Origin of the sequence: Rudaea cellulosilytica DSM 22992, assembly GCF_000378125.1 — a bacterium.
Classification (GTDB): domain Bacteria; phylum Pseudomonadota; class Gammaproteobacteria; order Xanthomonadales; family Rhodanobacteraceae; genus Rudaea; species Rudaea cellulosilytica.
In genome coordinates this window covers 1603620-1624802 of the sequence record NZ_KB899241.1, presented here as the reverse complement: position 1 = coordinate 1624802, position 21183 = coordinate 1603620, and the positions used below count along the sequence as shown (strand labels likewise).

14 protein-coding genes are annotated in these 21183 nt (G+C 61.9%); 11 read left to right on the top strand and 3 right to left on the bottom strand.

The features are described from left to right. Window positions 1-86: 86 nt before the first annotated feature. Window positions 87-1112 (top strand): sugar kinase, encoded by a 1026-nt coding sequence (locus F455_RS0107235; RefSeq protein WP_018972613.1) that lies wholly within the window; start codon window positions 87-89, stop codon window positions 1110-1112. A gap of 51 nt (window positions 1113-1163) precedes the next feature. On the opposite strand, the gene F455_RS0107230 is transcribed toward F455_RS0107235, so the two are convergent. Together F455_RS0107230 and F455_RS0107225 are read right to left on the bottom strand one after the other, a co-directional pair. Beyond that, a complete protein-coding gene (locus F455_RS0107230) occupies window positions 1164-2684 on the bottom strand; it encodes a tryptophan halogenase family protein (RefSeq protein ID WP_018972612.1) in 1521 nt (506 codons plus the stop codon). A gap of 58 nt (window positions 2685-2742) precedes the next feature. After that, a complete protein-coding gene (locus F455_RS0107225; protein ID WP_018972611.1) occupies window positions 2743-3984 on the bottom strand; it encodes an amidohydrolase family protein in 1242 nt (413 codons plus the stop codon). A gap of 405 nt (window positions 3985-4389) precedes the next feature. On the opposite strand from F455_RS0107225, the gene F455_RS0107220 reads away from it, so the two are divergent. From F455_RS0107220 to F455_RS0107205, 4 genes are read left to right on the top strand one after another with little or no spacing between them, the layout of a single operon-like run. Next, a complete protein-coding gene (locus F455_RS0107220) occupies window positions 4390-5589 on the top strand; it encodes an SIS domain-containing protein (protein WP_083918817.1) in 1200 nt (399 codons plus the stop codon). Beyond that, window positions 5586-6506 (top strand): carbohydrate kinase family protein, encoded by a 921-nt coding sequence (locus F455_RS0107215; RefSeq protein WP_018972609.1) that lies wholly within the window; start codon window positions 5586-5588, stop codon window positions 6504-6506. The genes F455_RS0107220 and F455_RS0107215 overlap by 4 nt, the downstream gene beginning before the upstream one ends. Window positions 6507-6532: 26 nt before the next feature. Further along, complete coding sequence (locus F455_RS0107210; RefSeq protein WP_018972608.1) at window positions 6533-7843, top strand: D-tagatose-bisphosphate aldolase, class II, non-catalytic subunit; 1311 nt, start codon at window positions 6533-6535, stop codon at window positions 7841-7843. A 9-nt stretch (window positions 7844-7852) separates the two neighbouring features. After that, entirely contained in the window at window positions 7853-9127 is a 1275-nt protein-coding gene (locus tag F455_RS0107205; RefSeq protein WP_018972607.1) for a sugar MFS transporter, read from the top strand. A 103-nt stretch (window positions 9128-9230) separates the two neighbouring features. Here F455_RS0107205 and F455_RS0107200 read toward each other — a convergent pair whose 3' ends face one another. Then, window positions 9231-9947, bottom strand: coding sequence for an IclR family transcriptional regulator (locus tag F455_RS0107200; protein ID WP_018972606.1), 717 nt, complete (start codon window positions 9945-9947; stop codon window positions 9231-9233). Window positions 9948-10206: 259 nt separating this feature from the next. Here F455_RS0107200 and F455_RS0107195 point away from each other — a divergent pair, with 259 nt between their 5' ends. The 6 genes from F455_RS0107195 to F455_RS0107165 all read left to right on the top strand — a co-directional run bounded on the left by F455_RS0107195 (window position 10207) and on the right by F455_RS0107165 (window position 21141). Beyond that, complete coding sequence (locus tag F455_RS0107195) at window positions 10207-14502, top strand: carbohydrate-binding protein (RefSeq protein ID WP_245539978.1); 4296 nt, start codon at window positions 10207-10209, stop codon at window positions 14500-14502. A gap of 314 nt (window positions 14503-14816) precedes the next feature. Continuing rightward, window positions 14817-15986: a galactonate dehydratase gene (gene dgoD / locus F455_RS0107185; RefSeq protein WP_018972603.1), complete on the top strand. Its 1170-nt coding sequence runs from the start codon at window positions 14817-14819 to the stop codon at window positions 15984-15986. 17 nt (window positions 15987-16003) lie between these two features. Further along, entirely contained in the window at window positions 16004-16789 is a 786-nt protein-coding gene (locus F455_RS0107180) for an SDR family NAD(P)-dependent oxidoreductase (protein WP_018972602.1), read from the top strand. 31 nt (window positions 16790-16820) lie between these two features. After that, window positions 16821-18053 (top strand): fumarylacetoacetate hydrolase family protein, encoded by a 1233-nt coding sequence (locus tag F455_RS0107175; RefSeq protein WP_018972601.1) that lies wholly within the window; start codon window positions 16821-16823, stop codon window positions 18051-18053. A gap of 113 nt (window positions 18054-18166) precedes the next feature. Beyond that, window positions 18167-19564, top strand: coding sequence for a sugar porter family MFS transporter (locus F455_RS0107170; RefSeq protein ID WP_018972600.1), 1398 nt, complete (start codon window positions 18167-18169; stop codon window positions 19562-19564). Between the two features lie 77 nt (window positions 19565-19641). Next, a complete protein-coding gene (locus F455_RS0107165; protein WP_018972599.1) occupies window positions 19642-21141 on the top strand; it encodes an aldehyde dehydrogenase (NADP(+)) in 1500 nt (499 codons plus the stop codon). Window positions 21142-21183: the final 42 nt, after the last annotated feature.

Here is a 21183-nt window from a genome sequence, read left to right as displayed (position 1 = left end):
TCAACAGATTTGAAACAAATCGTAAACAGCGGACAATGGCAGGTGCGCGCTTTCGGAAAACCGGGGCCCTACGGCAGGAGATTGCTATGAACAAGAAGCCTTATTCGTTCGCGTGTTTCGGAGAACTGCTGCTGCGCCTGTCCGCACCCGGACGCGAGCTGTTGCTGCAATCTCCGCATCTGCACACGACCTTTGGCGGCGCCGAAGCGAATGTCGCCGTCGCGCTGGCGGGATTCGGCCACCATGCCGCGATGGTCAGCGTGGTGCCGGACAATGCGATCGGTGCCGCGGCCCTGGGTGAACTGCGACGTCGCGGCGTGGACGTCACCGGTGTGTTCGCGGCAGATGGGCGCATGGGGCTGTACTTTCTCGAGACCGGTTCAGGCAACCGCGCAAGTCGCGTGCTTTACGATCGCGCGCATTCGGCATTTGCGCTCTCTGCGCCCGAACAATATCGCTGGAACGAATTGCTCGAAGGCGCGGACGTCCTGCATCTGTCCGGGATCACGCCAGCAGTCAGCGCGCAGGCTGCACAGGCAGCGCTCGACGCGGCGCGTCGAGCGAGAGAACGAGGTCTTACGGTCGTGTTCGACGGCAATTTTCGTTCGACCCTCTGGCGCGCGAGAGATGTCGAGCCCAGCCTGATCCTGCACAAACTGTTTGCCTGCGCCGATATGCTATTCGCCGACGATCGCGATATCGCTCTCGTGCTCGGCCGCGATTTTTCGCGCGAATCGGCTGAGAACATCGGCCGCGTCTCGGCCGATGCGGCGTTCAGCGCGTTTCCGCAACTCACGCGCATCATGGCCACGCAACGCGTACAGCACAGCGTCGACCATCACGAACTGTCCGCGACAATGCACACGCGTTCGGGCTGCGTATTCACGCCGGCGCTGACGATCGCGCAGATCGTCGACCGCATCGGCACTGGAGACGCGTTTGCCGCCGGCGTCCTGCACGGCCTTTTCAGCGGCATGAGTGATGCCGATGCGCTGGCCTTCGGCCTCGCGGCCGGTTGCCTGAAGCATTCGATTCCCGGCGATTTCTTCCCACTCGGCGCGGCGGATGTCACGGCGTTCTGTCGGGAACGCCGTTTCGACGTGCGCCGCTGAGCGCAGCGCGAGGTCAGCAGATCGGCGCCCCAGGCGCCTGTGTTGTGGCCTTCAACTCAGTCCGAGCGGCGGTGCCTTGCAATAGTTATCGATGAAGACCTGGTGCATTGGCATCGCCTCAACGCAGGTCGCGACGACGTTCTTTACGTCGCCAAGAAATTCGTCCAGCTCCGCTTCCGGCAGCTGATCGACGACCGGGTGGTAGCTCTGCGGCAAGATGCCCTGTCCGATCATCACTTGCACCCAACTTGTGACCGTAAACATTTCATCGGCATCACGGAAGTAGCGCCCGCTGTTGCGGAACAGCTCGATGTAGCCGCGTAGCGAATCGGGGATGGACATCGTGCGGCAGTAATCCCAGAACGGCGTATCCGCGCGCTCGGTCGCGTTGTAATGCAGGATCAGGAAGTCGCGGATGCGCTCCCACTCGAACACCGATTGCGCGTTGTAGCGGTCGATCAGGACCTGGTTGAAGTCGGCTTCGGGAAACAGATCGAGCAGGCGCGCGATACCCGATTGCACGAGGAAGATGCTGGTCGATTCGAGCGGTTCGATAAAGCCGCTTGCCAGCCCGAGCGCGACGACATTCTTGTTCCAGAATTTCTTGCGCCGCCCACTGGTGAAGCGCAGCGGGCGTGGATCAGCCAGCGGCTTGCCGTCGAGATGCGAGAGCAGGTAGGCCGCGGCTTCGTCATCGCTGATGTGATTGCTCGAATAGACGTAGCCGTTGCCGACGCGATGCTGCAACGGAATGCGCCATTGCCAACCCGCCGGACGCGCAGTGACGCGCGTGTAGGGCGTCGGCTGGCCGAAGCTTTCGCTCGGCACCGCCAGCGCGCGATTGCACGGCAGCCAGTGCGACCAATCCTCATAGCCGGTGTGCAGCGCCTGCTCGATCAAGAGGCCGCGGAAGCCGGAGCAGTCGATGAACAAATCGCCGTCGATGCGCTCGCCATTCTCCATCACGACCGCGTCGACGAAACCGTCCGGCTCGCGCAGCACGGTCTGCCTGATCTTGCCCTCGGTGCGCTTGACACCGCGCGCTTCAGCGTAGCGGCGCAGCCATTGCGCGTAGAGTCCGGCGTCGAATTGGTAGGAATACGCAATATTCGACAGCGGCGACGATGCCGGCACGTCGTTCGGCGACGGCATGAATTTGCCGCGCTCTGCTGCGAGCGCGGTAAGCGAGTAATCGCCGATTGGCGAGGCGCGTCCCATCCGCCACGCCTTGAGCCAGCATTGATGAAACGGCAGCCGGCCATAGTCGCGCCCGGTCGGGCTGAACGCATGTACGTAGTGCTGTCCTTCGCGCAGCCAGTCGACGAACTGGATGCCGAGCTTGAACGTCGCCTGCGTCTCCTTGACGAACTCGATCTCGTTGATGCCCAGCATGTTGTTGAACAATCGCAGATGCGGCAGGGTCGACTCGCCCACTCCGACGATGCCGATCTCTTCCGACTCGATCAGGCGGATCGAGTAATTCTCGGTGCCGAGCACCTTGACCAATGCTGATGCGGCCATCCAGCCGGCGCTGCCACCGCCGACAATGACGATGTTTTTGATGCGATTCATAACCTGCTCCAAATTTGTCTTTCCCCAAAAAATAGGGGGAGCGCCGCACGCGATCGAATCATGTTGCCAAGCCGAGCAATCGAGCAGCGTTGTCGTGATAGACCTTGCGCAGGATTGTCTCGGGCAGGCCGACGCCGTAGATCGACCAACGTCCCTGCGGCGGAACGTCGGCAGGCGCGTAATCGAAATACTCGTCTTCCGTCTCCAGGAAGCGGTAGTAGATTTCGTAGAGCTCGTCGCCGAGCAACTGCTGCGGCACCTCGTCGCCCCAGGGCGGCGGCACCGCGTCGGTGCCGAACAGAATGCGGTCCTGATAACGCTCGAAGAACTGCCGGCTCGCACGCGGCTGACGCCCGAGCTCGCCGACGCGCGCGCTGATGTCGACGTGCACGTTCGGGTGGCGGTCGAGACAAGCGGAAATCGCCGCAAGGTCCTCGGCCTGCGAACCGACATGCATCAAGACGAAAGTCGTCTGCGGATGCCGCGCAATGACGCGGTCGCGCGCGGCGATCAATTCGTCGTAGCTTGGAAATTCCGCACCGTAGAACGACCAGTCCGGATGATTGGCCAGTTCCTCGTAGCGCTCGTTGTGCGCGTCGGTCGGCAGGAAGAATGCCGCCGGATCGGCGCTGTGGATGAACACCGGCAGGCTCAGATCTGCGCAAGTCGCCCACATCGAATCGAAGCGGTGGTCATCGATCCTCAGCCGCGCGCCTGCGTCGAGGTGCTCGCGCAGATACAGCCCCAGCGTCTTGAGCAGCTTGAGGCCGCAGGCGCCGGCGCGCTTGGCCTGCGCCAACGCATCGGCCTGGCGCTGCGGGTAGTCGGCTTCGGCGACATGTTCGAACGACGGCTCGGTCATCGTCAGGAAGCGCCCCGGCGCCGCACGGTCGAAGCGATCGATCGTCGCTTCCAGTCCCTTGCCGACGCCGCCGGTCAGGTTGACCATCGCGCGTATACCCTTGCGCTCCATGATCGGCAGCAATTCCTCGGGCGAAGCGAACCAGGTCATCTCCTCGCCGACGGACACGCCGTTGCGCGTCTGACTCATCCAGCTCAAATGCGTGTGCACGTCGATGACCGGAAAGCGCGGACGCTCGATGCGCGTCTCGCGCACGCGCAACATGCTGCGCGGCTGGAAGTCGGTCAGGCGCAGATCGACCTTGCTCGCATCGCGTGCGGTCTGCAGCGGGTTCTTGCCGGCACTGCCACGCACGATCGACAGCGGCGGCGTGCAGCAGAAGCATCGGGCCTGCGTCGGCGACGCCATCGGTGGTTTGCGTTGGGTCGAGGTGTTCATTCTGGTTGTCCTGGGCGTTTCACGCCGAAAAAAATGCCGCCGCTTATCATTGCTTCGATCGATCGGATCGCGCGCCGGCCTCGAGTGCAGGGCGGCGTAATGAAAGCTTGCGCCCGTCCGCGCTGATCTGCCTGCGGCTCGCCGCGGCGTCGGCGAGGAGGTTAATTTGAAAAGTACTTGAATATTTCATTTACTTTCATTTACTGTACAATTCAGCATACTACACTTTCATTTTATGTCATATTCCTTCGGGTTCAGCCTCCACCAATTTTCTTTCGCCCGAAAGTCGACCTCTTCATCGCACGTCAGCTTAGGCAAAAGCACTTGAAGCTTCCTGTTTTTGTATCTAATATATTATCAAACTGTGTTGATATATCAATCGCTCATCTCTAAAGCTGATCTTTGATGCCAGCCCTCATATCCCATTTGTCACCCTCGGCTGAACTCGGCCGCTTGCTTGCCGGCAATGCGGAGCAGCAGTCGCAGGCCGGCTACGCGGATACCCTGCGCGAAATCCTGCAGCAGCCGCAGACCTGGTACGGCACGGCCGAATTGCTCGCCGGTCCGACCGTTGCTGCCGTACTCGCGCAAGCCCTGAGCGTACGCCCAGAGCACATCGTACTGACCGGCTCGGGCAGTTCAGTGCACGTCGGCGAATGCCTCGCTGCGGTGCTGCAGGCCGCCCTGCGCATTCCCTGCCGCGCCATCCCGGCCGGCGATCTCTTGACCGATCTGCGCGGCACGCTCGCGCCGGGTCGCGGCCTGATCATATCGATCGCGCGCTCGGGCGACAGCCCGGAAAGCGCCGCCGTGGTCGATTCGACTCTCGCCTCTGCGCCGGCCTGCACGCATCTGGTGATTACCTGCAACGCGAACGGTCGCCTGGCGACGCGTTATCGCGACGAGCCGCGCGTGCGCGTGCTGCTGCTCGATGCGCGCACCAATGATCGCAGTCTGGTGATGACCAGCAGCTTCACCAACATGCTGCTCGCCGGCGGCGCGCTCGCACAAGTCGATGCCTACAAGGCGCAGTCCGCGCGGGCCGCCGATATCGCCCAGCAACTGTTCGACGATTACGCCGATGCGCTCGCGATAATCGCGCGCAAGAATTTTTCCAACGCCGTCTATCTCGCCAGCGGCCCCGGCCTGGGCGCCGCGCGCGAATCGGCACTGAAGATGCTCGAGATGTCGGGCGGCGCGGTGGCGACGATGGCGGAAACGTTTCTCGGCCTGCGTCACGGTCCGATGTCGGCGCTGAACCGCCCGAGCCTCGTCGTCGCGCTCCTGTCCGCGCAGGCAAGCGTGCGCGACTACGAATACGATCTGCTGCGTGAACTCGAGCGCAAGCAGCTCGGCCTCGCCCGCGTCATCGTCGGCGAGGGGATTCCGGCCGGCGTCGTCGGTGCGGGCGATCTGGCCATCGATCTGCCGGGCCTCAATGCGCTCGGCGAGACCCAACATCATATGATCGACGTCGTCGTCGGCCAGTTGCTCGCCTTCTTCCGCTGTCTGCATCTGGGCCAGAAGCCCGATGCGCCCTCGGCCGGTGTGCTCACGCGCGTAGTCGAGGAATTCGCCATCCATGCGGCCGGCCAAACGCGATGAAACACATCGTCATTGCCGGCGAGATCAACGTCGACCTGATCTTCACCGGCGTGCCCGTGTTACCGCAGTTCGGCCGCGAGACGCTGGCGCAAACCTACCTGCCGTGCCCCGGTTCCTCGTCGATGATCCTCGCCATGGGCCTGGCCCGGCTTGGCGATCCGATGCGCTTCGTCGGCTGCTGCGGCAACGACGCTTTCGGCCGATTTTGCATCGATGCACTGCACGAGCGCGGCGTTGACACCGCGGGCGTGGTTCCCGATGACGGCTTGCGCACGGGCGTCACTGTGGCGATGTCCTCGAACGTCGACCGCGCGCTGCTCACCTGGCCCGGTGCGATCGCCGAACTCGCGGCAGACGATGTGAGCGATGCCGCGCTCGCGGGCGCGCAGCATCTGCACGTCTCCTCCTATTACTTGCAGACCAAATTGCGTCCGCAACTCGGCGAACTGTTCGCGCGTGCTCGCGCGGCCGGATTGACGACCTCGCTCGATCCGGGCTCCGATCCCGAACAGCGCTGGGGACGCGAGCTGATCGAGGTGCTGCGGCACGTCGATGTATTCCTGCCGAACCAGAGCGAGGCCAGTGCGATCACCGGCACCGATACGCCCGAGGACGCACTGCGTGCGCTCGACAACGGCAGCACACGCCTGGTCATCAAGACCGGCAGCCGCGGCGCAATCACGCTCGATCACGGCAAACCGCTGTCGGCACCGGGCTATTCGACACAGGCCGTCGACACGACCGGCGCAGGCGATTCGTTCAACGCCGGCTTCCTCCACGCCTGGCTGCGTGACCTGCCCGCACTCGACTGCCTGCGCTGGGGCAATGCCTGCGGCGCCTTGTCCACGCGCGGGGTCGGTGGCACCGCGATGCAAGGCACGGCCGATGAAGCCCTCGCGCTGATCGACGCGCCATAGACAAACCCAGGACCGATGCAACCAACATGAAAGCTCTGCTCGACCTCGTCGCCCAACATCGTTCCGGACAGCCGGTCGGCATTCCTTCAATCTGTTCGGCGCATCCGGTCGTGCTCGACGCCGCGTTGATCCACGCGCGCGACAATGGCCGGCCCGTGCTTATCGAGGCCACCTCGAACCAGGTCAATCAGTTCGGCGGCTACACCGGCATGCGTCCTACCGACTTCCACGCCTTCGTCATGGCCAAGGCGGACCGTGTGGGTCTCGCGCGCGAGCAGGTGCTGCTCGGCGGCGATCATCTCGGCCCGAACGCATGGCAGGACGAACCCGCCGCAGCGGCGATGGCGAAGTCCGATACGCTGATCGACGACTACGTGGCCGCCGGCTTCCGCAAGATCCATCTCGATTGCTCGATGGCCTGCGCGGACGATCCTGCGGTGCTGGCCGACGCCGAGGTCGCCATGCGCGCCGCGCGTCTCGCCGCCGTCGCCGAGCGCGCGTGGCAACGCAGCGGCGGTGAAGCGCCGGTCTATATCGTCGGGACCGAAGTGCCCGTGCCGGGCGGGGCGAAAGAAGAACTAGACGAACTGCAGGCTACGCGTCCCGAAGCGATGGCGGCGACGGTCGAAGCGCATCGCAAAGCCTTCGCCGAGCACGGTCTCGCAAACGCCTGGCAGCGCGTGATCGGTCTCGTCGTCCAACCCGGCGTCGAATTCGATCACCATGACGTGGTCGACTTCCAACCGGACAAGGCACGCGCGCTCAGCGCCGCGATCGAACCTTTCCCCGGACTGGTCTACGAAGCGCACTCCACCGACTATCAAACGGCAGAAGCACTCGCCGCCCTCGTGCGCGGCCACTTCGCTATCCTCAAGGTCGGCCCCGGCGTGACCTACGCGCTGCGCGAAACATTGTGGGCGCTGTCGTTCATCGAGGACGAAATGCTGCCAGCCGCAAAGCGTTCCGGTCTGCGCCAGGTCGTGCTCGAGGTCATGCGTGCCGAGCCCAAGTACTGGAACAAGTACTACACCGACGCGAGCCGCCTGACATTCGACCTGCAATACAGCCTCAGCGATCGCGTGCGCTACTACTGGGCACATCCGCGCATCCACGAGGCCTGCGACACACTCATGCGCAACCTCGATGCGGCTTCGCCGACCGGCGCACTGCCGCTCGCCCTGCTCAGCCAGTTCCTGCCGCGGCAGTACGACGACATCCGCGCAGGACACCTGGCCAACTCGGCCAGCGACATTCTGCGCGCGGGCGTGACCTACGTGTTGCGCCAGTACGCAGAGGCTTGCGGGCAGCGGTTTAGTGCAAACGGCTTCGGAAAATAAGGAACGGAAATGAAGGCGGGCGGTATTCAGCAAAATCCGAGCACCTCGATCGCCATCATCGGCGGACTGTTTTTCATCATGGGCTGGTTCACCTGGATCAACGGCCCGCTGATTTCGTTCGTGCAGCTCGCGTTCGACCTCAATCTGGTGAACGCATTTCTCGTGACCTTCGTCTTTTATCTTTCGTATTTCTGCTGGGCGCTGCCGGCGTCGTGGCTGCTCGATCGCACCGGGATGAAGCGAGGCATGGCGACGGCGTTGTGGATCATGGCGGGCGGCGCGATTCTGTTCGGCGAATTCTGCACGCGGCGCTGGTATCCGGGCGCACTCGCCGGCCTGTTCGTGATCGGCGCGGGACTTGCGGTGCTGCAGACCGCAGCCAATCCCTACATCAGCATCCTGGGGCCGATCGAGAGCGCGGCGCAACGCATCGCGATCATGGGCATCTGCAACAAGATCGCCGGCATCGCAGCGCCGATCCTGCTCGGCACGCTGGTGTTGCACGGCATGGGTGATATTGCCACCAAAGTCGCTGCCGCCGATGCCGCGGGCAAGGAGCAACTGCTCGACACGTTCGCCGCGAGCATCCATCTGCCGTATCTGGCGATGGCCGGCATGCTTGCGTTGCTCGGTGTCGGCATTCTGCTCTCGCCGTTGCCCGATGTGCGCGCCGAGCACAATGGCTCAAGCGCTGCATCCGGCGCGCAAGAGAAAACGCTCTGGCAATACCCGCATGTATGGCTTGGCGCGCTGGCGATCTTCGTCTACGTCGGCGCCGAGGTGATGGCCGGCGACGCGATCGGCACCTACGGCCGCAGCTTCAACATTCCGCTCGACGAGGCGAAATTTTTTACCTCGCTGACGCTCGGCTGCATGTTGCTCGGCTATGTCACCGGATTTGTGGCCATCCCGCGCTTCGTATCGCAGGACCGATACCTGGCCGGGTCGGCGATTCTCGGAGTACTGCTCACGCTCGGCGCATTCCTCACCAAAGGATATCTGTCGGTGGGTTTCGTAGCCGCGCTGGGCTTTGCCAATGCCATGATGTGGCCGGCCATTTTCCCCCTCGCCGTGCATGGCCTCGGGCGGCTTATCGAACGTGGGGCAGCCCTTTTGATCATGGGCATCGTCGGTGGCGCACTGATTCCGCAACTTTTTGCGGTGCTGCGACAGACGTTCGATTTCCAAGTCGTGTTCGCCGCGTTGATGGTGCCCTGTTATCTGTACATCTGGTACTTCGCGGCAAAAGGCCATTTGGCCTCTTCAAGCACGTCGGAAAAATGAGCGTGTAGAACCTTTTTATTCGGCATAGTCGAGTCCGGGCATGTACCGGTTCGACGCGGGCTGACAAATCCAGGAGGGATTTGCCCAGGCCTTTCCCAACAGATCAATACCGTTGTCCAGTCGCCCCAGCCACGATCGCACGCAACGCCTGCGCGGCTTTGCGCTCACTGAAGCGGGACGTTGGCCAGCTGACCGAAATCATCGACGAGAGCGGCGAGACCGGTTCCGCCCACGCGGCCACGGCGATGATGCCGCGCTCGGTTTCCTCGCGATTCCATGCGTGCCCCGTTTCGTGAGCTTGCGCGATTTCCTTGCTCAGCCGTCCGTCACTGGCTAGTCGTACGCAGAGGTCCGGTCGCTGACTCAGGAGCAGCTTGCCCATCGCGGATCGATGCAGCGGATAGCGCTGCGCCAGCCCAGGCCGCACGACCACCTGATGCTCCCATTCGACGTAGTCCACGTGGCGCAGTCGGTTGCCTTCGGCGACGCCGAGGACGATCAATTCCCGGAATTCGCGGGACAGTCGCTCCAGACGCGGACGCATGCGTTGGCGCAGCTCAGCGAATGGGTCGGCCGATGTCCAGGCGTGGAACCGAGGAGTCACGCGAAATGCATGGTTCTCGTGCTCGATGAGGCCATAGACCTCCAACGATTGGAGTATGCGCAAGATCGTCGTGCGAGGCAGGGATAACGCCCGAGTCAGTTCAGCCATGGTCACGCCGCGCGGGTTCAGTGCGACCGCGGAAAGAATGTCCAGCGCCTTGAACAGCGACGTGGCGAGCTGGCGCGATGATCGAGCGACTGTCTGTTGCTGTGGCATCACCTAATGTCAACATATTTGACTTTTTTGTCAACATTGCGCTTCTCGGCGCTATCTTCGGCGCGGCCAAAACATAACTACGGCGCGCAAGCAGCGCAGGCCGCAATAACACGACGCAATCATGGAGGCGAGTTGCTTTCAGGGGCAAGGTTCCACCTTGCTGAAGGCGCACCCCTAAAACACATGAATAGTCCTGGGAGGGATGATTGTGACTACGAAATGCGATGGGCTAAAAAGACCATCTCCGATCTTGAACGCGATGATGTTGCTGGCACTGGCCGCAACGGGCTTTTCGACCGCGGCGCAGGCGACCGTACAAGCGACTTTTTACATATCTCCGAGCGGTAGCGACAGCAACCCGGGTACGCAAGCGCTTCCGTTTGCCACGCTCGCGAAAGCCCGCGACATCGTCAGGGCCAACAACGGCAGCATGACGGGCGATATTTACGTGTATATCGCCCCAGGCACTTATTATGTGCCCAGCACGATCAGCTTCAGCGTGGCCGATTCTGGTACGAACGGCTATAACATTTACTATAAAAATTCCGGCGCGATCGGCAGCGCTGTATTCGTGGGTGGCGTGCAGGTCAACTCCACCTGGTCGCTGGTACAGGCATCGACCAACGCGGCAAATCCGGATTCGGATATGCAGCAAACCCTCGTCGGCACCGTGTACAAGACCAATTTGCTGGCTCAACTAAACGCGACATTTCCCGCCGGACTCCCGGCAACTTCCGGCCCGTTGCCGCTCAATGCGAACGGCGTGTTCGGCGTCAATACCCTTTACGTCAACGATGCGAGGGCGACTCAGGCAAGGACGCTGAATTCGAACAAATACCCTGGCTATCCGTCGACGCTTTTCGACAACCCGATGGGTTCGAGTTCCGGCACCTACATCAGCATGGTCTATAACTCTGCGGACGCGTCGAACGTCTTCGCGAGCCAGCTGGCGAATGCACAGACGAGAGGAGATCTCAGCGTACAGATCGTAACGAACGACATCGGTGCTGGCCGTTCCTGGGACAGCGATACGCTGCCGGTGACGAGCATCAACACGACATCAAGGACGCTGACATTCAATCCGAACAATGTGGGAGATTTTGCTCCGCTTTATTGGATTGGCGGCGGTTCCAGATACTACTTGCAAGGCAATCTGGCGTATTTGGACACGCCCGGAGAGTTCTACTTCAATCGGGTCACCTACGATCTTTACTATTATCCCAAGGCGAACGAAACAAATTTAGCGCTGCAGAATATTATCGTTCCGACCACGCAGCAGGTCATCACGCTTGCGGGTCAAAGAACCGGTACCGGTGACAGCACCGTCATCACGCCCGTTCACAATATCGTCTTCGACGGGCTCCAGTTTGGCGACACGAGCTACCCGGATTATTACTGCAGTGGTTGGCCATGGCTCGCCTACCCTGGAGAGGGAACGGGTTACCCACTCCCCAGTTACGCCACCAATTCGACCAACCCGATATATGCCGGCTCGAGCGATCGTCCGCAGTTTCAATCGGGCGTGGTAAATATCACTTACGCTCAATACATTACGGTCACCAATTCCCATATAAAAAACGCGGGCATGATTGGCGTTGAGCTGGGACTTGGCGCCAGTTACAACACCATCAGCAATTCGCTAATCGAATATACGGGTCACGTCGGCGTCGATATCGAGGGCGGTTTCCCCGGGGTCGACGGAACGTCGCAGGCAGTCAGCTTCACCAACAACAACCTTGTCGATAACCTCGTCATTCACGACGTGGGGCAGTTCAATCTGTACGCGTATCCCATCGGCGTCACCGGTGCGACTGCCAATACCGTGTCGCATATCGATGCGTACAACTCGCCACGGCGCGGGATCAGCTTGATGGGTTCCGATGTTCCGGGCTGGAACAGGTCGGGTTATAGCAATTCGCGCGACGAATACACCCACGGCAACCATTTCTCGCATATCTATCTGCACAATCTCCAGCAGGATGGCGGCGATGACGGCGGCATATTCTGCGGATTCCTTTATTCGTCGGGGACCCCATTACCCAACTATCTTGATCAGATCATCGTGGAAAAATCGGCCGCCATTCCCACGATGACCGGTATTACACCGAACAATATCAACAATGATTTGGGGCCGGGTGGTGCTCAGTACTCCAATATCAAGACGGTGAACGCGGCCCAATATAATGTCGAGGGGCTCGGTGTTAGCAGCAGCAACACGACGTTCAATTTCGTGAGTCCGGCAGATGGACTTGACGGATTTGTCGATTCGAATATGGATTATGCAAACATCGGCGTAAACGCTTCGACATTCCCGGCGGCATACGCAGGTGCGATCACCAATACGACGGTTACGCCGCCGTCGAACATTTATTTCTCGGACGACTTCGAAAGCGGCCTGGATCTGACCAAGTGGTCCTACAGCGGAATGCTGCCGACGATCAGCAAGGAATACATGTCGGAAAGCCCGTTCCATGGCACCGCGGCGCTGGATCTAAGTGGCGCAGGAACGGCGAAGGCCATCCTGTATCGCAGTTTCCCGAACAACCTCAACAAAGTCGTCTCCGTGGATTTCTTTGACAGAGATACGCCTCAGCTTGTGACCTACGATACCGGGCATGGGTTAACGGCGACGGGGGCCACTTCTGCGCGAGTAGACAATGGTACGGCTGCCGGAATCGTTTCGATGGGCGTGAACGCAGGCGTCAGCGGTGGCTACTATGTCGTCAACGTTGGCGGAACATCCACCGCTACCAGTCTTCGCAGAGCAACGGGTTGGCACAACTTGAGGTTCGACTATACCGATTCCACCTCGGTGAAATTGTATGTCGACAACACCCTGGTCAAAACCATCAGCGGTACCGGACTGTCCTTCAACTACGTGGCGCTGGGCTCCCCAAGCTCCAACGCGGACAGCTACTTCGACCAGTTTTACATTTACGGTGGAGCATCGGCGCCGCCGCCGCCCTCGCTTACGGTGCAGCCGCTGGTACAGCAACTGCCGGGAACGATCGCTGCGATCAACTACAACACTATGTGGGGCATCGGGGCATCGCTGACGTCCAGCGAAGGTACGTCATATATCGGTTGGGACGCCCTCGGTTCCCGGCTCGATTACGCCGTCAATGTGACCCAAGCCGGGACTTATACGCTGCAGTACCGGGTTGGCATTGCCTCGGGCTACAGCGGCCAGGTGCAACTGCAGGTTAATGGAGTCACCCAGAAGACGACCTCGCTTCCGGCCACCGGCGGTTGGGACACCTGGGCGACGGTGACCGACACGGTGACGTTGAGCGCTGGAACGCAGACGATCAGGCTGCTGGATAGTCAGGGTTTGTTTGATTTGAGTTGGTTTTATATCGGGCCGACGCCGACGCCGAGCACGAACACGATTCAGGCCGAAAGCTACAGCTCGCAGAACAGCGTACAGAACTTCAGCGGAGGCACCGGAACGATCGTCGGGAATATCCAGAACGGCTCGTGGATGGCCTACACCGGCATCGATTTCGGAAACGGCAACAGCGAGTTCATCGCCAATATGTCGGTGCATCCGCAATACGCCGGCAATCAGCTCCAGCTGAGATTGGACAGCCCAACGGGGACGTTGATCGGAACACTGACGACGACGAGTACGGGCAGTTGGTCGACTTTCACGAATCAAATCTGTGCCGTCTCTGGGGTCAAGGGCGTACACACCCTGTACATCGTCGGCTCCGCACCGGCGAGCGCCTACGTCGCCAATATCGATTCGTTCACTTTTTCGAATAATCGCCTGAGCACGAGCAAGATCGAGGCAGAAAGTTATGACTCGCAGACCAGTGTACAGACCGTAAGCGGTGGTTCCGGACAGATCGTCGCCTATATCCAGAACGGCTCGCAGATGGTCTATAACAACGTCGATTTCGGAACAGGCAACACCGAGTTCGTCGCGAATATGTCGGTGCATCCGCAATATGCCGGAAACCAGCTCCAGTTGAGATTGGACAGCCCCACGGGGACATTGATCGGAACGCTGACAACGACAAGCACAGGCAGCTGGTCGACCTTCACGAATCAGCGGTGCCCGATAACCGGAGCAAGCGGAGTACATACCCTTTATATCGTCGGATCGGCGCCGGCGGGTGCGTACATAGCCAATTTTGATTACTTTACATTCGACAATGGGGCACCAAGCACCAACGTCTTCCAGGCCGAGAGCTTCAATTCGTACAACAGCGTGCAGGTCGCAAGCGGAGGCACCGGAGCGGTAGTCGCATACATCGTGAATGGCTCATGGATGGCCTACAACAATGTCGACTTCGGAACGGGCAACACGCAGTTCACCGCGAACATGTCGGTGTGGCCAACCTATGCCGGCAATCAGCTGCAATTGAGGCTGGACAGCCCGACCGGAACCTTGATCGGAACGCTGACGACAACAAGCACGGGAAACTGGACGACCTTTACGAATCAAACGTGTGCAGTATCCGGAGTAAGCGGAGTGCACAACTTGTATATCGTCGCGGTCGCATCGGCGAATACCTACGTCGCCAATATCGATTGGTTCCAGTTCAACTAGGTCAACGCACCGCCGATCTCGTCCATGCGCATGAACGAGGTCGGCAAGGCGGTGATCTGTAGCGCACTAAGCACCGTGCACCGGCTGTCATAGATCTAAGGCAGAAGATCACCGCCTTAGATCAGTGCGCCTGTTTGGCTTGTTGGCGCCGGCAGGCCGCAACTCCGCTTTTCGTCGAAATTGTGCTGGCGCTTCGTTTGGAAGCACTTGAAAGTTTTGCTCTTTGCATCCAAAATATTACTTTCGATATTTGATATATCAATTATCCTTCAAATGCTTCTCGAATATCAGCCTACCCTGCACTTCGTTCAAAAATGAAAATCACCGACGTCAAAACCGTGGTCGTGAACGCCGAGATGCGCAACTGGGTGTTCACCAAAGTCGAAACGGATGTGCCCGGCCTGTTCGGCTGGGGCGAAGCCTCGCTCGAGTGGAAGACCCGCTCGCTGGTCGGCACGATCGAGGACATGAAGCAGATGGTGCTCGGCGAAGACCCGCGCAACATCGAGCACATCTACCAGAAGATGTACCGCCAGAGCTTCTGGCGCATGGGCGTGATCGGCATGAGCGCGATCTCCTCCATCGAGCAGGCGCTGTGGGACATCGCCGGCAAGGACCTCGGCGTGCCCGTCTACCGCCTGCTCGGCGGCAAGGTGCGCGACAAGGTGCGCATGTACACGCACCTCGGCGGCGGCAACATGAAAGCCGTCTACGAAACCTTCGAGGTCGAGCCGCTCATCGAGCTCGCACAGCAGTGCGTGGCCAACGGCTACACCGCGATCAAGGTCGTGTTCGTGCCCTATTCCGAGCCGCTCGAAGGCCCGGCCACCGTGAAGCGTTTCGCGCACATGTTCGGCACGCTGCGCGAGGCGATGGGCGACAACATCGACATCATGGTGGACTTCCACGGCCGCACCTACCCGGCAATGGCGATCCAGTACATCAACGCCATCGAGGAGTTCCATCCGTACTTCTGCGAGGAACCCGTGCCGCCGGAGAATGTCCCCGCGCTGCTCGAGGTGCGCCAGTCCACGCGCGTGCCGATCGCCACCGGCGAGCGCCTCGTCAGCCGCCATCAGTTCCGCGAAGTGTTCGAACAGCGCGCCTGCCATGTCATCCAGCCCGACCTCTGCCACTGCGGCGGTCTGCTCGAGGCGAAGAAAATCGCCGCGATGGCCGAGATGTATCAAATGGGCGTCGCCCCGCACAACCCGCTCGGCCCCGTCGCCAACGCGGCCGCGCTGCACTTCGCCCTCTCCACGCCGAACTTCCTCATCCAGGAAGACATGCTCACCGATGTGCCGTGGCGCTGGGATGTGGTCAAGAGCGACCTGCAGACCAAGAACGGCTACTGGCTGCCCTGCGAGACGCCAGGCCTCGGCATCGAGGTGGACGAAAAAGCCGCTGCCAAGCATCCGTTCAAGCAGGAGGTCATGCACTCGCTGACCATCCGTGCGAAAGACGGCGCCGTGCTCGACTGGTAGCCAACACGGATACACGCATGAGTCTGCTCAACGGAAAAATCGCCCTCGTCACCGGCGCCGGCGACGGCATCGGCCGCGGCATCGCGCTCGCCTTCGCGCGCGAGGGCGCCGATGTCGCCGTCTGTGCGCGCCGCGTCGAGAATGTCCGCGAGACCGCGCGTCTTGTCGAGGCGCTCGGCCGCAAGGGCCACTGGGGCGCCTTCGACATCTGCGATGAAAGCGAAATCGCCAAGTTCTGCGCCGAGACGGAGCAAAAACTCGGCCCCGTCTCGGTGCTCGTCAACAACGCCGCCGTCATGCCGGTAGTGGACGTCGAGGACATGAGCGTCGAACAGTTCGACGAGTGCGTCGGCGCGAAATTCAAATCCGCCGTGTTCATGTCGAAGCACTGCATCGCGCAGATGCGCCGCGCCGGCGGCGGCTCGATCATTCACATGGCGAGCGTCACCGGCAATGTCGGCTTCGCGAAACACGCGGTGTACGGTGCCTGCAATTCCGCGCTGATCGGCCTCGCGCGCGGCCAGGCGATGGAGCTCGCGCCGTTGAATATCCGCGTGAACTCCGTCTCGCCCGGCACGGTGGATTCGCCAATGCTCACGCGCTACATCGCCGACTGCGGCGAGGACCCCGTCGCGCTGCGTGCCTCGTTCGATGCGAATCACCCGCGCGGCAAGGTCGCCTCGATCGACGAGGTGGCGAACGTCTTCGTGTTCCTCGCCTCCGACCTCTCCGCCAACATCACCGCGCAGGACCTGCGCTGCGATGGCGGCTTTTCCTTCAAGGGCGGCCAGGCCGCCGTTTGATCCCACGCGCGCACGACACGGCAATTCCTCGATGAGCATCACCTCTCTTTCAACCGTTACTGGCCATGAATTCTCCGCCGACGAAATCGTGCCCGGAAGCGGCAGGACCGGCACGTGGATCGGCCGCGCCTGGGTGCCCGCCGCGCTCGCCAAAAACGGCGTCGCCGGTCCGCGCATCGTCACGCTGCGCGACGGCCTGGTCATCGACGCCTCCGCACGCTTCCAGACGATTTCCGATGTGCTCTCCGCACCCGAGCCGGTGAAGGTCGTGCGCGAAGCCGGCGCGAGCGGTGCCTCGCTCGGTGCGCTGCAGACGGTGCTGAACGACAGCCTGTTCACTCGCCGCGCCGCGCGCCTCGCGGACGAGACGCGCGTGGTACTCATGGCGCCGAACGACATCCAGCCGATCAAGGCCTGCGGCGTCACCTTCGTGCGCAGCCTGCTCGAGCGCGTCGTCGAGGAAAAGGCCAAGGGCGACAAGGCCAAGGCCCTGCAGATCCGCAAACTCATCCACGACTCGCTCGGCGACGACCTTTCGAAGACCAAGCCCGGCTCGCCAGCCACGGTCGAGCTGAAGAAGCGCCTCATCGCCGAGGGTGTGTGGTCGCAATACCTCGAGGTCGGTATCGGCCCGGATGCCGAAGTGTTCACCAAGGCGCAGCCGTCCTCCGCGGTCACTCACGGCATGCAGATCGGCGTGCTGCCCGAATCGACTTGGAACAATCCCGAACCCGAGGTCGTGCTCGCCGTGTCACCCGCTGGAAAAATCGTCGGCGCCACGATCGGCAACGACGTCAACCTGCGCGACTACGAGGGCCGCAGCGCGCTGCTCCTTGGCGAGGCCAAAGACCAGAACGGCTCGTGCGCGCTCGGCGCCTTCATCCGCCTTTTCGACGAGACCTTCTCGCTCGAGGACGCCGAGCAATGCGAGGTCGAGCTCACGCTCGAAGGGCCTGACGGATACCAGGTGAGCGGCCGCAACAAGATGGCCGAGATCAGCCGCTCGCCCGCAACGCTTGTCGCCCAGGTCTGCTCGGACAACCATCAGTACCCCGACGGCTTTCTGCTTTTCCTCGGCACCATGTTCGCGCCGACCGCCGATCGTGACAAACCCGGCGAAGGCTTCACCCACAAGCTCGGCGACCGCGTCGAGATCGCCACGCCGCACCTCGGCCGCCTCGTCAATTGGGTCAACCACACTGACAAGATCCCGCGTTGGGAATACGGCGTGGGCGAGTTCATCCGTTTCCTGCGCAAGACGTAACAAGGGTATCCGCCGCACCGCAACGCCACTCCCCTCATTCACTCGGTTTCCACATGTCCAGCGCATCCGCCGTCGCACCCACCCTCGGAGATTCATCGCGAGAGAAAATCAACATGGGCTATCTGCTGCCCGTGTGCCTGGTCGCGACGCTCGGCGGCCTGCTGTTCGGCTACGACACCGGTGTGATTTCCGGCGCGATCGAGCCGCTCACCGCAAAGTTCTCGCTTACGCCTGAACTGAAAGGATGGGTGAGTGCCTGCGTGTTGCTCGGCTGTGCCGGCGGCGTGCTCGCGGTCGGGCCGATTTCCGATCGCTTCGGACGACGCCTCGCAATGATGCTCGCCGCGATCATGTTTCTCCTCTCCGCGATCGGCACCGCGCTTCCGCAGAGCGTCACGGTCTTCAACCTCTTCCGCATCTTGGGCGGTATCGGCATCGGCATCGCGTCCATCTCGACACCCATGTACATCGCGGAGATCGTGCCCGGCGCGATCCGCGGGCGCATGGTCGCGGTGAACCAGATCGCCATCGCCAGCGGCATCGCGCTGACCGCGTTCGTCAATTACTTCATCGCGAAAAGCCACGCCGGCGACCTCGACGGCGGGCAGCGCTGGCTCATCGAGACCGGCTGGCGCTGGATGTTCGCCACTGGCATCGCGCCCTCGGCGGTCTTCGCGGCGCTGATTCCGTTCCTACCGGAAAGCCCGCGCTGGCTCATCGAGCGCAACAAGGACGACCGAGCCCATGCGATTCTTGCGAAAGCCGCCGGCGAGGACTTCGCCCGTGCCGAAGCCGCCGGGATCCGTGAATCGCTCGCGCGGGAGAAAGGCACCTGGAGCGAACTCTTTTCGCGCTCGCTTGCGCTGCCGCTGTTCCTCGGCATCGCGCTCGCCGTGCTTCAGCAAGTCACCGGTATCAATGTGTTCATGTACTTCGGCGCGACCATCTTCAAGGGCATGAGCCAATCCACCGGCGTGGACGCGGGACTGCTCACCCAGATCATCATCAATGGCTCGTGCATGCTGTTCACCGTCGTCGCCATCGCCACGGTGGACCGGTGGGGTCGCAAGCCGCTCATGCTGCTCGGTTCCGCCGGCATGTTCGCTGCGCTGATTGCCATGGGGCTCATCGCGCAGTTCTCCGCCAGCCCCGCGCAGGTCGGCAACTGGATGCTCGCCCCGATCCTCGTCTACATCGCCTGCTTCGGTCTGTCGGTCGGTCCAGTCGTCTGGGTCATCCTCGCGGAAATCTATCCGACCGCCGTGCGCGGCCGCGCGCTCGGCATCGCGACCTGTGCACTCTGGCTCGCGGACTTTGCAGTAACGCAGACCTTCCCGATGATGGATGAGAACCCCTGGCTCGTAGAGCACTTCCGCCACGCGTTCCCGTTCTACTTGTACGGCTTCTTCTGCCTCGTGCTCATCGGCGTGATGAAATTCGTGCCCGAGACCAAGGGCAAGTCGCTGGAACAGATCGAAGCGATGTGGCGCAAGCACGGCGAGCCGGCTTGATTCGCAGCCGCCGAATCAACGTTTTTCATCGGCGCAATAACACGCCAACGCAAGAACAAATTGAAGGAGCAGGCGAAGTGAGTGTTCAAGGCATCAATCCACGCAATGGCCAACCCGTTGGCGAACCGATTGCGGAAACGAGCGCCGCTGAGGTCGATGCAATCTGTACGCGCGCACAGGCGGCGTTTGCAGTCTGGTCGCGCACTTCGCGCGAAGAACGCGCGGTGGTATTGGAAAAGATCGCGGCGGCGCTCGATGCCTCGACCGACGAACTCGTGGAAATTGCCGATGCCGAAACCGCGCTCGGACAGCCGCGCCTGAGCGGCGAGATCAAGCGCACGTCGAACCAGCTGCGCCTGTTCGTGTCCGTGCTGCGCGAAGGCAGCTATGTCGAAGCGACGCTGGATTCCGCCGATCCGGGCATCGTGCCGCCGCGGCCGGAGCTGCGGCGTATGCTGCAACCGCTCGGTCCGGTCGCGGTGTTCTCGGCGAGCAATTTTCCGTTCGCCTTTTCGACCGCGGGTGGGGATACCGCATCGGCGCTGGCCGCCGGTTGTTCCGTGATCGTCAAAGCGCATTCCGCGCAACCCGGCCTCGCGCGCGCGACCGCGCAGGTGGTGGCACGCGCGCTTGCAGACGCCGGCGCACCGGCCGGCGTGTTCGACATCGTTTACGGCACCGCCGCGGGGTCGAGCCTGGTGCAGCATCCGGCGATCAAGGCCGCAGGATTCACCGGCTCCACCCAGGGCGGCCGGGTATTGTTCGACCTGGCGCAGGCGCGAGCGGAGCCGATTCCGTTCTACGGCGAATTGGGCAGCATCAATCCGACCGTGATCCTGCCGGGAGCCGCGGCCGATCGGGGCGCGGAGATTGCGCAAGGTTATGCGCAGTCCCTCACCCTCGGTGTCGGCCAGTTCTGCACGAATCCCGGTCTGACCTTCGTGCCAAAAACATTGGCCATGGAACTCGCCGATGCCGTCGCCAAAACCGCGGGCGGGGCGATGCTGACCGCGCGCATACGCGACGCCTACGTTTCCGGAACGCAGAGTCTGGCCGCGCACGCCGCGCACATCGCCAATGGCCTGGCCAACGAAAATGCCTACGGGGTCCAGCCGCAGTTGTTCGCGGTCGACATCTCGACGTTTGCGCAGGATATGGAAAAGTATACTGAGGAATGTTTCGGCCCGGCCGGGCTGATCGTGACCTACGACGACGTCGATCGCGTCCTCGCCCTTCTCGGCCGCCTGCCCGGCTCGCTGACCGCGGGCGTGCACGCCGCCGCGTCCGACCAGGCCGCCGCCGCGAAAGCAGCGGACGCACTGCGCCGCATCGCCGGCCGGGTGATCTACAACGGCTGGCCGACCGGCGTCGCGGTCGCCTGGGGCATGCAGCATGGCGGCCCCTGGCCGGCCACGACGAATCCATTGCATACCTCGGTGGGCGCAACCGCAATCCGCCGCTGGCTGGCACCGGTGACGTTCCAGAGCTGGCCCGATGCGTTGCTGCCGCCGGAGTTGCAGGAAGGCAACCCGCACCAAATTCCGCGCCGATGGGATGGCGTGCTCGGAGCGCAATAGCGGCGGTGGTGGTAGAGTTCGCAGGGTAAGGAGCCTGCAACA

What these genes read in the sequence shown, in the direction of transcription:
- F455_RS0107195 (WP_245539978.1), top strand. Translation starts at nt 10,207, where the DNA reads ATGATGTTGCTGGCACTGGCCGCAACGGGCTTTTCGACCGCGGCGCAG.
- F455_RS0107235 (WP_018972613.1), top strand. Translation starts at nt 87, where the DNA reads ATGAACAAGAAGCCTTATTCGTTCGCGTGTTTCGGAGAACTGCTGCTG.
- dgoD (WP_018972603.1), top strand. Translation starts at nt 14,817, where the DNA reads ATGAAAATCACCGACGTCAAAACCGTGGTCGTGAACGCCGAGATGCGC.
- F455_RS0107215 (WP_018972609.1), top strand. Translation starts at nt 5,586, where the DNA reads ATGAAACACATCGTCATTGCCGGCGAGATCAACGTCGACCTGATCTTC.
- F455_RS0107220 (WP_083918817.1), top strand. Translation starts at nt 4,390, where the DNA reads ATGCCAGCCCTCATATCCCATTTGTCACCCTCGGCTGAACTCGGCCGC.
- F455_RS0107170 (WP_018972600.1), top strand. Translation starts at nt 18,167, where the DNA reads ATGGGCTATCTGCTGCCCGTGTGCCTGGTCGCGACGCTCGGCGGCCTG.
- F455_RS0107230 (WP_018972612.1), bottom strand. Translation starts at nt 2,684, where the DNA reads ATGAATCGCATCAAAAACATCGTCATTGTCGGCGGTGGCAGCGCCGGC.
- F455_RS0107205 (WP_018972607.1), top strand. Translation starts at nt 7,853, where the DNA reads ATGAAGGCGGGCGGTATTCAGCAAAATCCGAGCACCTCGATCGCCATC.
- F455_RS0107225 (WP_018972611.1), bottom strand. Translation starts at nt 3,984, where the DNA reads ATGAACACCTCGACCCAACGCAAACCACCGATGGCGTCGCCGACGCAG.
- F455_RS0107175 (WP_018972601.1), top strand. Translation starts at nt 16,821, where the DNA reads ATGAGCATCACCTCTCTTTCAACCGTTACTGGCCATGAATTCTCCGCC.
- F455_RS0107180 (WP_018972602.1), top strand. Translation starts at nt 16,004, where the DNA reads ATGAGTCTGCTCAACGGAAAAATCGCCCTCGTCACCGGCGCCGGCGAC.
- F455_RS0107200 (WP_018972606.1), bottom strand. Translation starts at nt 9,947, where the DNA reads ATGCCACAGCAACAGACAGTCGCTCGATCATCGCGCCAGCTCGCCACG.
- F455_RS0107210 (WP_018972608.1), top strand. Translation starts at nt 6,533, where the DNA reads ATGAAAGCTCTGCTCGACCTCGTCGCCCAACATCGTTCCGGACAGCCG.